Below are 12,712 nucleotides of genomic sequence, written 5' to 3'. Positions count from 1 at the left end.
CTTATTTGTTTCTCTCGGAGTCAAGAAGTCTCTCAAGCTCTTTGACAACCTTTACGTCCGCGGGCAGCCAATCGACCGTCCAAAGGTTGGAAGCGTCAAGCCATCGGAGATTCTCGTGCTCAGAGTCGTTGATCTCGCCGTTTGAGATGTGACAGGTAAAGCACTCCATCGAGAGGTGGAAGGACTCATAGTCGTGTTCGACGGTGCAGAGGTAGCTGAGCCCGTCGATGGTTACGTCAAGCTCCTCCGAGATCTCCCTGATGCAGGCTTGGGAGCCGGTTTCGCCCGGCTCGAGCTTTCCGCCTGGGAACTCCCAGCCGTCTTTGAATTCGCCGTAGCCACGTTGGGCGGCGAGGATCTTGTCCTCCTTGCGAATGATTGCGGCTGCGACCTTAACCGTCTTCATGAAGCACTCCTTTTGTTTGACCGACAGCAGAGTATAGCGTCCTCATGTGCCGGACTACGCTGCGAAAGGCGCCCCCTCACGTGATACACTGACGCCACGGTAACGGACAGGAGGAACACCATGGCTGACGTGCTCTTTGTTGAGTATCCCAAGTGCAGTACCTGCAAGCGTGCCAAGGCGTGGCTTGAGGCGCACGGCGTCTCCTACACGGATCGTCACATCGTCGAGGACAACCCGACGGCGGAGGAGCTCGCCGAATGGCAGCAGCGCTCGGGCCTGCCCGTTCGCCGCTTCTTCAACACGAGCGGCCGGCTCTATCGGGAGCGCGGCGTCAAGGCCCTGCTCGATGCCGGCATGACGGACGACGAGGCCTTCGCCCTTCTCGCCGAAGACGGCATGCTCGTGAAGCGGCCCCTCGTCGTGGGGAAGGACTTCGTGCTCGTCGGCTTCCGTGAGGCCGAGTGGGAGGAAACGCTGTGCTAACGAGGGAGTTTTGCGCGGAGAACATGGAGCTCGTCCCCGCAGCCGTCGCTGCCGGCGCAGCGCGTGTCGAGCTCTGCGACAACCTCGCGGTGGGCGGCACCTCGCCCAGCTACGGTGTCATCCGCGCGGCCGTGGCGCACGCGCGCGAGACGGGCACGGCGGTGATGTGCATGGTCCGCCCGCGCGGCGGCAGCTTTGAGTACACCCCCGCCGAGGCGGCCATGATGCGTGACGACCTGCTCATGGCAAAGAGCCTCGGCGTGGACGGTGTGGTCTTCGGCTGCCTGCGTGACGGCCACCTGGACCAGGAGTTCACCTCCGAGCTGGTGCGCCTGGCCCACGAGGACCTGCCCGAGGCGCCCGGGCGCGTGGCCGTGACCTTCCACATGGCCTTCGACGCGCTGCCGGCAGACGAGCAGCTCTCCGCTATAGACTGGCTGGCCGAGCAGGGCGTCGAGCGCATCCTCACCCACGGCGGCGCGGCCGGCACGCCCATCGCGGACAACCTCGACCGCCTGCGCGCCTTTGTGGAGCGGGCCGCCGGGCGCATCACCATCCTGCCCGGGGGTGGCATCACCTGGGAGAACGCCGAGGCGATCGCGGTAGAGCTGGGCGTCTCAGAGGTTCACGGCACTAAGATCGTCAGGATGGCGTAGGGATGCCGCGTGCAGGCGGGCCGGCGTCCTCAGGTTCTTCTCGCCTGGAGGGGTTTGCCCGGGTGACGCCCAACCTCGGTCAGCATCTAGGTCTCGAGGGGCTTCTGGACGCCTTGGGGACGCCTGACGCGCGCGTGGAGAACACGGCCTTTGCGGGCCTCGAGCTTACGGATGCCTCCGCGGACGGGACGGGCTTTGAGAACGTGGCCTTTCGAGGATGCACGTTCGACCACGTGGACCTCTCTGGCTGCACGTTTACGGACGTGGTCTTTTCCGGGTGCCGGTTCGTCGGGTGTGACATGGGCCGCAGCTGGCTGAATCGCTGCGACTTCCGAGGCTGCTCGGCGCCGGGGCTCACGTTTCTCAAGGGGCGGCTCACCGGGGTGAGCGTGACGGACAGCCAGATGGGGTACTGCGACCTCTCGGAGGCGACGGTCGACCGGCTCGTCGCTCGCAAGAGCAGCCTTGCGGAAGCAAACGTCTTCGGCACCAGGTTACGCCACGTGACGCTGGAGCGCTGCGACCTCACGCGCGCGACGTTCTTTCGGGCAAGCCTGGCGGGGATTGATCTCTCCACCTGTGAAATCGCGGGTATCCGGGTCTCGAGCGACTTTCACGAGCTCCGTGGCGCCACGGTGAGTGCCGAGCAGGCGGTCCAGCTGGTCGGGCTTCTGGGCGTGAGGGTGACAGAGGACACGCTGTGGTAGGGCGCGCAGGGGAGCGCGGTGAGGACAAGCAACGTCTAACGCAAAGGATCGTGCCGGGACGGCACGTGAGGGGAGCAGGCATGTTCAGGGAGATGCGTCGTCGCAACCAGCAGCTTTCGGCCGAGGAGTGTGCGGAGATCCTGATGCGCGCGACCTGCGGCGTCCTTGCCGTCGACGGGGACGACGACTACCCGTACGCCGTCCCGCTGAGCTACGTCTTCGACGGCGAGAAGCTCTACTTCCACTGCGCGCGGAGCGGCCACAAGCTCGATGCGCTGCGCCGCAACCCGCGCGCGTCGCTGTGCGTGGTGGACCAGGACCAGGTGATGCCGGAGGAGTTCACCACCTACTTCCGCAGCGTGATCGTCTTTGGAACCGTCCGTGAGCTCACGGACGACGTCGAACGCCGTGCGGTGGCCGAGCTGCTGGGGCGTCGCTTTTGGCCGGAGGCGACCGAGGAGGCGCTGGGGCGCGAGGTGGCGTCAGCGCAGGGCAGGCTCTGCGTGCTGGAGATGACGCCCGAGCACGTCACCGGCAAGGAGGCCATCGAGCTCGTGCGTGCGCGCCGCAAGGCGGCTAAGTGATAGGCTGAGGCAGGTACTTCTCGCTGTGCTGGCGCTGGGAACGGAGGCTGCGATGCTTGATGAGAACGCCTCGATCGAGGAGGTCCAGGCCGTCTTCAAGAACGACCACTTTGCCACGGACGCGTGCGGGTGTCGCGTGGTCGAGGCGTCGCGCGGGCATGCCGTGTGCGAGTTCGACATCACGCCGGGCCACTGCAACGAGAAGGGCGGCGTGATGGGTGGCGCCATCTTCACGGTGGCCGACCTCGCGTTTGCCGTGGCGTCCAACGTAGGCGAGGCGACGAGCGTCTCGGTGAGCAGCTCGATCGAGTTCATGAGCGCCGCGCGCGGCAGCAAGCTCATCGCCACCGCGGACGTCGACAAGAACGGTCGCACGCTCGGCTTCTACTCCTGCCTGGTGACCGACGAGCTGGGCACGCCCGTCGCGCGCGCAACGCAGACCTGCATGCACCTGCAGGGGCGCTAGGACGCGCGCCGGGCGGGCGCGGCCGGCCGCTGCGATGCCGCGCCGCCGCGCCCCGGGCCTAGTCCAGCTGCGCCAGCTGGGCCGGCAGCTCACCCACGAGCGGCCGCATGTAGGCGATGAGCTCCTCGCCGACGCCCATGCCGTCCGCGGAGATCCACTCGCTGGGGACGTTTCGGACCTGGTTGGCGACAGACGCCACGTCCACGAGCTTCGTGTGGGCCTCGTAGGGGCTGTCCGAGACGCGCTCGACGGCGCACATCTTGCCAGTCTCGCCCGCAAAGGCTGCCTCCACGGCGGCGTGCCCCAGGTCATAGGCCTCGTTGAGGTCGACGCGGCTCGCCACGTAGCTCGCGCAGCGCTGCAGGGTGGAGAGCTCGATGGCGCGCGTCTTGCAGCCCAGGCGCTGCTTGGTGAGTGCCGCGAGGTAGCGGCTCGCGCCGGAGAGCATGGCAAGGTGGCCGAACTCGTCCGTGCCGGCGCCCGGGGTGGCGCGCTCGCAGATGAGCGTCCCGTCGGGCGTGCGGACGCCCTCGCTGACGCCGACCATCACGGTGTTCTTGTGCTCGAGCGCCTCGGCGATGCGCTCGATGAGCCGGTCCTCCTCAAGCGGGACCTCGGGCAGGAGCACGAGGTCGGGCTCGACGAGCGCGAGCGCGCAGGAGGCGGTGAGCCAGCCGGCGTCGCGCCCCATGATCTCCACGAAGGAGACGCTCTTGAGGTTGTAGACGTCGGCGTCGTAGGCGAGCTCGTTCATCGCCGTTGCCACGAACCGTGCCGCGCTGCCGTAGCCGGGCGTGTGGTCGGTTCCCACGAGGTCGTTGTCGATGGTCTTCGGCACGCCGATGAAGCGGATGTCGCTGCCGGTCTGGCTGCCGTAGGCCGCAAGCTTGGCGATGGTGTCCATGGAGTCGTTACCGCCGATGTAGAGGACCGCGGACGCCCCGACCTCCTCGAAGCGATTGAAGAGCCGCTGGTAGACGGCCTGGTCCGCTGCGGGCTCAGGCAGCTTGTAGCGACAGCTCCCCAGCCAGCTCGCGGGCGTGTTGCGAAGCAGGTCGAGGTCGACCCTGCTCGCGAACGCCTCGTCCAGTCGCACGTGCTTGCCGTCGAGGAAGCCCTGGATGCCGTAGCGCATCCCCTCCACGCGCGCGCCTTCGAGGATTCCTGCGGCGATTACGCCCGCGAGGCTCGAGTTGATCGCAGCCGTCGGGCCGCCTGACTGTCCCACCAGCACGCACTTTTCGTCTGCCATGACGCCTCCTCGTCGATTCCTGCAGACAGAATATCTCAGGTGGATTTGAAAAACGCGCGTAACTGTGACGTGAGGCGGCTTTAATTTGCAAATCTGCGATAAGTGTGACGTGTTTTCCGGGGTGGGTCGAGTAGTGAGGCAACGGCTAACAGGGCTTTTCTGGGCAAACGCTGGCTTGCTACTCGTGCCTGTCGCAAAATGCGTCACATTTATCGCAGTTTTGCAAATCTAAGAGGGGCGACCGCACACTTATTGGGGAATTGCAAAAAACGCCGCCCCGGCGCGAGGCTCGGGGCGGCGAGGTCGGACAGGGCGCGAGGCTCGGGGCGGCGTGGGCGGGCGGGGTGCTCGTGCAAAGGCCAGTCGCAACGCCTTTGGGGCAAGGTGCCCGCGACCGGCGGCAGCCGGCAGGCGTCTACGCGAGGTTGTAGAACGCCCCCATCCGCAGGTACTCGGCCGAGGAGCCCAGCTCGTCCTCGATGCGAAGGAGCTGGTTGTATTTGGCCACGCGGTCGGTGCGCGCCGGCGCGCCGGTCTTGATCTGCCCAGCGTTAGTGGCCACGGCCAGGTCGGCGATCGTGGTGTCCTCGGTCTCGCCGGAGCGGTGGCTCACGACGGCGGTGTAGCCCGCGCGCTTGGCCATCTCGATGGCGTCGAGCGTCTCGGTGAGCGTGCCGATCTGGTTGACCTTGATGAGGATCGCGTTGGCCGCGCCCGCCTCGATGCCGCGGCGCAGACGCTCGGTGTTGGTGACAAAGAGGTCGTCGCCCACGAGTTGCACGCGGGAGCCCAGGCGCTCGGTGAGTTTGACCCAGCCGTCCCAGTCCTCCTCGGCCAGGCCGTCCTCGATGGAGATGATCGGGTAGGTCTCCACGAGCTTGGCCCAGTAGTCGACCATCTCGTCCGAGGTGAGCGTGCGGCCCTCGCCCTTGAGCTCGTAGAGGCCGGTCTCGCGGTTGTAGCACTCGGAGGTGGCGGGGTCCATGGCAAACATGAAGTCCCTGCCCGGCTCAAAGCCCGCTGCCCGCACGGCCTCCATCAGGTAGACGAACGGCTCGGCGTTAGTCTTGAGGTCGGGCGCGAAGCCGCCCTCGTCGCCCACGCCCGTGGAGAGCCCGGCCGCCTTGAGGGTGTCCTTGAGCGTGTGGTAGACCTGCGCGCACCAGCGCAGGCCGGTCGCAAAGTCCGGTGCGCCCACCGGCATGATCATGAACTCCTGGAAGTCCACGTTGTTGTCCGCGTGCACGCCGCCGTTCAGGATGTTCATCATCGGGACGGGGAGGGTGTGGGCGTTCGGCCCGCCGAGGTATGCGTAGAGCGGCAGCCTCGCCGAGGCCGCGGCTGCGCGCGCGATGGCCAGCGAGCAGCCCAGGATGGCGTTGGCGCCCAGGCGACCCTTGTTGGGCGTGCCGTCCGCGGCAATCATGGCCTCGTCGGCGCCACGCTGATCGGTGGCCTCGCGACCCACGAGCACGCCGGCCAGCTCGCCGTTGACGTGGGACACGGCCTTAAGGACGCCCTTGCCCAGGTAGCGGTCCTTCTGACCGTCACGCAGTTCGACGGCCTCGAACTCGCCCGTAGACGCCCCGGACGGCACGATGGCGCGCCCGAGGGAGCCGTCCTCCAGCGTGACCTCCACCTCGACGGTGGGGTTGCCGCGGGAGTCGAGCACCTCGCGGCCGTACACCTTCGCAATCTTGCTCATGGCAGACCTTTCTGTTAGAAATGGCTAACTTTCGTCTCACAAGTATACCCTATCTAACTCTTCTCATGTCGCATCGGCGAGAAGAACCTGCGGACGATATACTCTTCCCAACATAATGCGGCTGGTCGGGCGGGTTCGCCGAAGGGACGGGAGGTCGTCATGGGGGCGCTTTCGTGCGTGGCGATTGTGACCGGTGCGGTCTGTGCCGCCTACGGCGTCCTCATGGCGGTGCTCTACCCGGCGGGCGGGTTCTTCCTCGTGTGGGTTGCGATCGGCGCCGCCCTCGTCGCGCTTGGTCAGGCGAGAAGGACCGGCGCGTGGGAGCGGCTCGCGCGCTGGGCGCGGAGGCTCGTGACGGGCGCGAGCGTTGCGCTGCTGCTGGCGGTGGCTGCGCTCTGTGCGCTCGTCGGGAGCGCGGCCGCGGCGGTGCCGCCCGCGGGGCTCGACTGCCTGGTGGTCCTTGGGGCGGGCCTTCGTCCCGACGGCACCCCGAGTGAGGCGCTGACGTACCGGCTCGACGCCGCGCTTGCCTACCTTGAGGCCAACCCGGGGACGCGCTGCGTGGTCTCGGGCGGACAGGGCGTGGGCGAGGTGCGCGCGGAGGCGGACGCCATGGCGGACTACCTGACGGAGCATGGCCTCGACGCCGGGAGGGTTACGCGCGAGGATCGCTCCCGGACCACGGCGGAGAACATCCGCAACTCGGTGGGTCTTCTTGTCCCGGGGGAGTCGGTGGGGATCGTCACCAACGACTTCCACCTCTATCGGGCGCTGCGCATAGCCGGGAGAAACGGCCTGCCAGACGCCGCGGGCCTTGCTGCTCCCTCCAACCCGCTCTACCTGCCGCAGAGCGCGTTGCGGGAGTGCGCGGCCATCGTGAAGGACGCGCTTGTCGGAAACATCTGAGCTGCTGGGGTGATGTCGTGAGAACGGTGACCACGTGGGAGCGGGACGGCTACGTGCTGCGCTCGGCTCGTGCCGAGGACGTGGACGCGTACTGGGAGGGTTTTCGCGTGCTCGACCCCGAGGCCGCGCGGCTCACGGGCAGCCGCACCGACTTCACATACGAGGAGGTCACGAGCTTCTTCCTGCGGTGCGTGGACGACCCCGACCGCTATGACCTGCTGCTAGTTACCCCTGACGGCAGCGTGGTGGGGGAGAGCGTCATCAACGAGACCGACTGGCAGGCCCGTAGTGCCAACTACCGGATCGCGCTCTTTGGCCCGGGAGCGCGTGGGCGGGGGCTGGGCACCTGGGTGGTGGAATCGACGCGCGACCTTGCCTTCGGTGAGCTCGGGCTGCACCGGCTGAGCCTGGACGTCTTCTCGGTCAACCCGAGGGCCCGTCACGTCTATGAGAAGGCCGGCTTCAAGGTGGAGGGCGTCGCGCGTGACGCCGTCTGGCTGGGGCCCGAGGAGGGCTACTGTGATGACGTCCTGATGGCCCTGCTTGAGGACGAGTGGCGCGAGCTCGTCTGAGTCGCGCCACTCGTCTCCGATGGCTCTGCCTGTTGCGGGTTCTTCTCGCCGGCGTCTGACTGGTACGGGGTGGCGGGGTCTCCGCGTTGGGCGTGCTACGCGACGGCCTCGGCGTCGAGGGCCTCGCGCACCGCGAGGATGAACTCGCGCGTGCCGAGGGTCTCCGGGTTGGGGAGGCTCGTGATGCGGGCGAGGTCCCCGGTCATGCGGCCGGACTCGATGGTGTGGATAGTGGCGGCCTCAAGCCGGTTGGCAAAGTCCACGAGCTCGGGCAGCTCGTCCAGCTCTCCGCGCTTGCGCAGGGCGCCGGTCCAGGCGAAGATCGTGGCCACGGAGTTGGTGGAGGTTGCCTCGCCGCGGAGGTGCTTGTAGTAGTGGCGCTGGACGGTGCCGTGCGCGGCCTCGTACTCAAAGTAGCCGTGGGGGCTCACGAGTACGGAGGTCATCATCGCGAGGCTGCCGAACGCCGAGGAGAGCATGTCGCTCATGACGTCGCCGTCGTAGTTCTTGCAGGCCCAGATGAATCCGCCCTCGGACTTGACCACGCGGGCGACGGCGTCGTCGATCAGCGTGTAGAAGTACTCGATGCCGGCCGCCTCGAACTTCTCGCGGTACTCCGCGTCGAAGATCTCCGCGAAGACGTCCTTGAAGCGGTGGTCATAGGTCTTGGAGATGGTGTCCTTGGTGGCGAACCAGAGGTCCTGGCCCGTGGCGAGCGCGTACTCGAAACAGCTGCGGGCGAAGCTCTCGATGGAGGCGTCGAGGTTGTGCTGCCCCTGGACCACGCCCGGCCCGTCGAAGACGTGGACAAGCTCGCGGCGCTCGGTCCCATCCGCGGCGGTGTAGACCAGCTCGACCTTGCCGGGGCCGTCGATGCGCATCTCGGCGTTCTTGTAGACGTCGCCGTAGGCGTGACGGGCGATGGTGATGGACTTCTTCCAGGTGGTCACCGTGGGCTCGATGCCCTTGACCACGATGGGCGCGCGGAAGACCGTGCCGTCGAGGATGGCGCGGATGGTGCCGTTGGGGCTCTTCCACATCTGCTTGAGGCCGTACTCCTCGACGCGCGCGGCGTTGGGGGTGATGGTGGCGCACTTGACCGCCACGCCCAGGCGCTTGGTGGCCTCGGCGGAGTCCACGGTCACCTGGTCGTCCGTGGCGTCGCGGTTCTTGAGGCCCAGGTCGTAGTACTCCGTCTTGAGGTCCACGTACGGGCAGATGAGCTCGTCCTTGATGATCTGCCAGATGATGCGGGTCATCTCGTCGCCGTCCATCTCGACAAGCGGGGTCTTCATCTCGATCATGGCCATGCGCGCCTCCCTGTGTCAGCGTCCAGTCTTGCCATGGGTATACCTTCGGGCAACCGAAGGGGCGCCCGGCTCCGCGCAGCCTACTTGATACAAGCGCGTAACGCGCCCCATGAGGCTGGATGGGCGCCGGGCCGCAAGTCCCCCCGGCCTCACCCGGCCACGGACTCTGCTAGCCAGGCCGGCTGGTCGGAGCTCACCACGCGGGCGCACGCGTAGGCGTCCGAGAGGGGCAGCGACGCCACGGCCTCGTAGCCTCTGGGCGTCACGGCGAGGGCAAGCGCACTGCCGTCATCAGGAACAAGCAGGTAGACCTCGTTGGAGAGGGGGTCATAGGCGGCTGTGGAGAGGCGTGGGCTCCTTGACGCGGCACGGGCGGACGTGAAGTCCGGGGCGCTCAGCGTGGGGTCGAACACCGCCTGCGCGAGGCTGGTGACGTAGCGCGCCGGCCTGCCCGCTCCCTTGGTCGAGAACCCGTCGAGTCGCCAGGGGATGTCCCCGCCAAGCCGTGTGAGCTGGGCGTGGATGGGGTCGCCGGACTCGGCGAGAAGACCGGTGTCAAAGTCGGCGGTCCTGCCGTCCTCGTGGGCGGCGAGCTTGCCCTCCGCCCTGACGCGAGCGAACGTCATGATGAGGTAGTCGCGGAGGACGGACTGGCTGGCGCCCCACGGCTCGTCCACGGCGATGCCTGCCAGCTGGTCAAGCACCTCGTCCCAGGAGCCGATTGCGACGGTCTGGACGAAGGCGCGCTCTGGGTCGGCGTCGTCACGGCCGGGAAAGCACGTCCAGGCGCCGCGAGCGGCGGCGCTGAGGCCGGAGAGGTCCACGTCGTCGAGCTCCCCGGCATCCACCTCGGTGAGCGCCCAGCGCTTGCCCGCCACGGGGCGTGCGGACCGACGGAGGGTGACGCGCACGGGCGTCGTGCCGTCGTGCTGCAGGTAGCGCAGGGGGAAGGTCACGTTGCTGCGCGTGCCCTCGAGGGTGCCGGTCGAGCGCGCCACGCGGAAGTCCTCCTCGAGCGTGGCAAGCGGGTCCACGTTTGCGGGAAGCGCCTGATAGAGGATGCTGAGCTGCTCGCTCGAGCAGCGGACGTCGGCGTGGAAGTCGTGCGGGAGGTCGCTCTGCGGGCGAGGGCGGGCGCCCTCTGCGGTCTCCGCCTCGGGCTGGCGCTCGTCGGCGTCCTCGGGGACGTAGGTGATGGTGAGGTTGATCGAGTGGGCGGGCTCGTGAGCGGGCGCGGCCGTCGGCTCGTGCGCCGCCTCCGGCACGGGCATCGGGGCTGGGTCAGGTGTCGGCTCTGGCTCCGGTGCGGGCGCTGGCGTCGGGTCCGGGCCGGGTGCCGCCTCTGGCTCTGGCACGGGCGCCGGTGTCTGGTCCGGGCCCGGCGTTGGCTCCGTCTCCGTCTCTGCCGCGGGGACCGTCACGGGCGCAGCTTCGGGTGCGGGCATGGCCTCGACCTCGGGCCGGGCCGCGGCCACCGCGTCCTTCTCGCCTGCGGCTACGGCCACCGCGTCCTTCTCGCCATCTGCGTCCGTGGGCGCCACGTCCGGCCTGGCGTGCTCGACGTGTCGCGGCTTCACCGGCTTGAGCAGCTTGCCGCCTTTGCGCTTCCACGGCTTGCCCTTGGTCGCCGCCTTGTCGGCGCCGCTCGCCGCCCGCTCGAGCGCGCGGTCGTACTCCTCGTTGGCGACGACCGTCGCGTAGACGTAGCCCTTCTTGAAGACGGTCAGCTTGATGAACTCGGGCAGCTGCTCGCAGAGCGCGCGCATGTCCGTGCAGCCCAGGTCCTCCGGAGAGATTCCGTCGGCGGTGAGCGCCTCCTCCACGTGCGGCATGAGCGTCTGCCTCCCCACGCCGATTGAGCGCGAGAGCAAACGATACAGGTACAGGCGGTTGCCTGGGGTGATCTTGGGCATGGCGGCCCCTTTCGGGATGTATGGTGGCGCGCGCGAGCGCGGGGAGTGTGAGCTATCTACCTTACTACCCATTCGGCGCGCGGGAGAGCTGCCCTCCGCCAACGGTCAGCGGCGGCCCGACTCCCTGAGGGCGCGATTGCGCAGGTTCTCCACCGTGGCCTCCATCCCGTGCGGCGCGTAGCCGATCTCGCTCAGCGCGTCGAGGTCGTGCGGCAGGTAGGCGGCAAGCGAGAGCTCCGCCGTCTGCACGGGGTGTGCGGGCTCCGGCCCCGGCGTCGCCGCCAGCGCGAGCACCTTGGCGCCCTGCGCCCCGAGCCGCTCCTCGTACTCGCTCGACGGGCCGCCCGGCCGCTCGGCCCGCGCGTCGCGGCTCTGCCACAGCAGCTCGTAGCCGGCAAGCGGCACCTGCGTCAGCATGAAGTCAAAGAGCGGCTGGCTGTCCGTCCTCAGGATCACCTCGCCGCCGTCGGCGAGGACGTGGCGGAAGTCCATGAGCCGCTCCATGCGGGCCATGCGCTTCTCCGCGTCGCGCTTGCGGGGAAACGGTGTGGGGAAGTTGAGGTGAATCCGCGACAGCTCCCCCGGCGAGAAGAACTCGCGCACGCGCAGCCCGTTGCCGGGGACGATCACCGCGTTGGCGAGCCCGCTCTCGCAGACGTGTTGGGCGGCGTAGGCAACGCAGATGGGCTCGGCGTCCACGCCCACGAAGAGCACGTCGGGTTCCCGGCGGGCCGACTCCACCACGAACGCGCCCTTCCCGCAGCCAAGGTCCAGCCGCACCTCCCGGAACCGCTGGTAAGAAGAGCCTGCGGGCAGCGCGCCGATGCCGGGCCAGCAGCCCTCGGCCCAGCGGCCCCGCCAGGAGGCCGGGTCGAGCTCGATGGCGTCGCGGTAGTGCTCCAGGCGCTCCTCGAGCACGAAGTTCTTGGGGAGTCGCGCGTGCAGGGCGTGCATGCGTCAGTTCCTTTCCGGTTGGGCGGTTGCGGGGCCCGGGACGCGAGACCCGGGGCGCGGGGCCTGGACGTGCGGGGCCCGGGATGCGGAGCGCGAGACCGAGGCACAGGGCCTGGACGTGCGGGGCCCGGGATGCGGCCGCACCCCGTCAAGACCCGCGCCCGTCCCGCGCCGCTAGAGCAGCTCGTCGAGGGTGGCCCCGTAGGAGGGGAGGAAGTCACGGACGAAGTCGGCGACCTCGGGCAGCTCGGCCGCCATCTCCTCCACGGCCTCGCGGCAGGTCCGCTCGGCGCTCGCGAACTCCGTGTTCCCGGCGCGCCGTTCGTCCACGCACTTGATGAGCGCGGAGACCTTGTCGGCCGCCTTCACCAGACGCCTGAGGTAGCGCTCGTCCTCCCCGGCGCCCTCGGCGGGCCTGAACACGTCCTCGAGGGCGGGCCGCAGGTCGTCCGGGAGGGTTGCGAGCAGCCGGTCCTCGGCGTTGCGCTCCACGGCCTTGTAGGCGTCGCGGATGTCCCCGTCGTGGTACTTCACGGGCGTGGGCATGTCCCCGGTGATGATCTCCGAGGCGTCGTGGTAGATGGCCACGACCGCGGCCCGCTCAGCGTCGAGCGTGCGCCCAAAGCGCACGTTGCCGATCACGCACAGCATGTGGGCGATCGCCGCGACCTCCAGCGCGTGCTCGGAGAGGTTCTCCGGTCGCGCGTTTCTCATGAGCGCCCAGCGCTCGATGTACCTCATGCGCGAGACGAGCGCGAGGAAGTGTGACTCTGCCATGACTGCCGTGACCCTCCCTGG

General features: G+C 68.3%; 14 protein-coding genes. 7 read left to right on the top strand and 7 right to left on the bottom strand.

Annotated features, from left to right (window positions below):
- Nucleotide 1 precedes the first annotated feature (1 nt).
- Nucleotides 2–406, bottom strand: a complete 405-nt coding sequence (locus H9X80_RS06425; protein WP_204793523.1) for a (deoxy)nucleoside triphosphate pyrophosphohydrolase — start codon at nucleotides 404–406, stop codon at nucleotides 2–4.
- Nucleotides 407–526: 120 nt separating this feature from the next.
- Between H9X80_RS06425 and H9X80_RS06420 the strand changes: the two genes are divergently transcribed.
- The 5 genes from H9X80_RS06420 to H9X80_RS06400 all read left to right on the top strand — a co-directional run bounded on the left by H9X80_RS06420 (nucleotide 527) and on the right by H9X80_RS06400 (nucleotide 3,302).
- Entirely contained in the window at nucleotides 527–889 is a 363-nt protein-coding gene (locus H9X80_RS06420) for an arsenate reductase family protein (RefSeq protein WP_204793522.1), read from the top strand.
- The gene (locus tag H9X80_RS06415) at nucleotides 883–1,545 is read left to right on the top strand and encodes a copper homeostasis protein CutC (protein WP_204793521.1); all 663 of its coding nucleotides are present in this window, start codon (nucleotides 883–885) and stop codon (nucleotides 1,543–1,545) included. Before H9X80_RS06420 ends, H9X80_RS06415 begins: the two co-directional genes overlap by 7 nt.
- A 2-nt stretch (nucleotides 1,546–1,547) precedes the next feature.
- Nucleotides 1,548–2,252: a pentapeptide repeat-containing protein gene (locus H9X80_RS06410; protein WP_204793520.1), complete on the top strand. Its 705-nt coding sequence runs from the start codon at nucleotides 1,548–1,550 to the stop codon at nucleotides 2,250–2,252.
- A gap of 80 nt (nucleotides 2,253–2,332) precedes the next feature.
- On the top strand, nucleotides 2,333–2,836 hold the full coding sequence (locus H9X80_RS06405; RefSeq protein ID WP_204793519.1) for a pyridoxamine 5'-phosphate oxidase family protein: 504 nt from the start codon (nucleotides 2,333–2,335) through the stop codon (nucleotides 2,834–2,836).
- Nucleotides 2,837–2,888: 52 nt separating this feature from the next.
- Entirely contained in the window at nucleotides 2,889–3,302 is a 414-nt protein-coding gene (locus H9X80_RS06400) for a PaaI family thioesterase (RefSeq protein WP_204793518.1), read from the top strand.
- 58 nt (nucleotides 3,303–3,360) lie between these two features.
- Here the strand turns inward: H9X80_RS06400 and H9X80_RS06395 are convergent, their stop codons facing one another.
- Together H9X80_RS06395 and eno are read right to left on the bottom strand one after the other, a co-directional pair.
- Nucleotides 3,361–4,554 (bottom strand): diphosphate--fructose-6-phosphate 1-phosphotransferase, encoded by a 1,194-nt coding sequence (locus H9X80_RS06395; RefSeq protein ID WP_204793517.1) that lies wholly within the window; start codon nucleotides 4,552–4,554, stop codon nucleotides 3,361–3,363.
- Between the two features lie 415 nt (nucleotides 4,555–4,969).
- The gene (eno, locus tag H9X80_RS06390; RefSeq protein ID WP_204793516.1) at nucleotides 4,970–6,259 is read right to left on the bottom strand and encodes a phosphopyruvate hydratase; all 1,290 of its coding nucleotides are present in this window, start codon (nucleotides 6,257–6,259) and stop codon (nucleotides 4,970–4,972) included.
- Nucleotides 6,260–6,418: 159 nt separating this feature from the next.
- Between eno and H9X80_RS06385 the strand changes: the two genes are divergently transcribed.
- Entirely contained in the window at nucleotides 6,419–7,165 is a 747-nt protein-coding gene (locus tag H9X80_RS06385; protein ID WP_204793515.1) for a YdcF family protein, read from the top strand.
- Nucleotides 7,166–7,182: 17 nt separating this feature from the next.
- Nucleotides 7,183–7,737, top strand: coding sequence for a GNAT family N-acetyltransferase (locus tag H9X80_RS06380; protein ID WP_204793514.1), 555 nt, complete (start codon nucleotides 7,183–7,185; stop codon nucleotides 7,735–7,737).
- Nucleotides 7,738–7,832: 95 nt separating this feature from the next.
- On the opposite strand, the gene H9X80_RS06375 is transcribed toward H9X80_RS06380, so the two are convergent.
- The 4 genes from H9X80_RS06375 to yfbR all read right to left on the bottom strand — a co-directional run bounded on the left by H9X80_RS06375 (nucleotide 7,833) and on the right by yfbR (nucleotide 12,691).
- Nucleotides 7,833–9,047: an NADP-dependent isocitrate dehydrogenase gene (locus H9X80_RS06375; RefSeq protein WP_204793513.1), complete on the bottom strand. Its 1,215-nt coding sequence runs from the start codon at nucleotides 9,045–9,047 to the stop codon at nucleotides 7,833–7,835.
- A 149-nt stretch (nucleotides 9,048–9,196) separates the two neighbouring features.
- Nucleotides 9,197–10,960 carry a DUF3825 domain-containing protein gene (locus tag H9X80_RS06370; RefSeq protein WP_204793512.1) on the bottom strand — a complete coding sequence of 588 codons (1,764 nt, stop codon included), beginning with the start codon at nucleotides 10,958–10,960 and terminating at the stop codon, nucleotides 9,197–9,199.
- Nucleotides 10,961–11,065: 105 nt separating this feature from the next.
- Nucleotides 11,066–11,914, bottom strand: a complete 849-nt coding sequence (trmB, locus tag H9X80_RS06365; protein WP_204793511.1) for a tRNA (guanine(46)-N(7))-methyltransferase TrmB — start codon at nucleotides 11,912–11,914, stop codon at nucleotides 11,066–11,068.
- 174 nt (nucleotides 11,915–12,088) lie between these two features.
- Nucleotides 12,089–12,691, bottom strand: coding sequence for a 5'-deoxynucleotidase (gene yfbR, locus H9X80_RS06360; RefSeq protein WP_204793510.1), 603 nt, complete (start codon nucleotides 12,689–12,691; stop codon nucleotides 12,089–12,091).
- Nucleotides 12,692–12,712 lie beyond the last annotated feature (21 nt).

It is taken from the genome of Olsenella profusa (genome assembly GCF_016900315.1).
GTDB lineage: Bacteria > Actinomycetota > Coriobacteriia > Coriobacteriales > Atopobiaceae > Thermophilibacter > Thermophilibacter profusus_A.
Note: the sequence above shows the minus strand (reverse complement) of the source record. Positions and strands in the feature narration are given on the sequence as shown.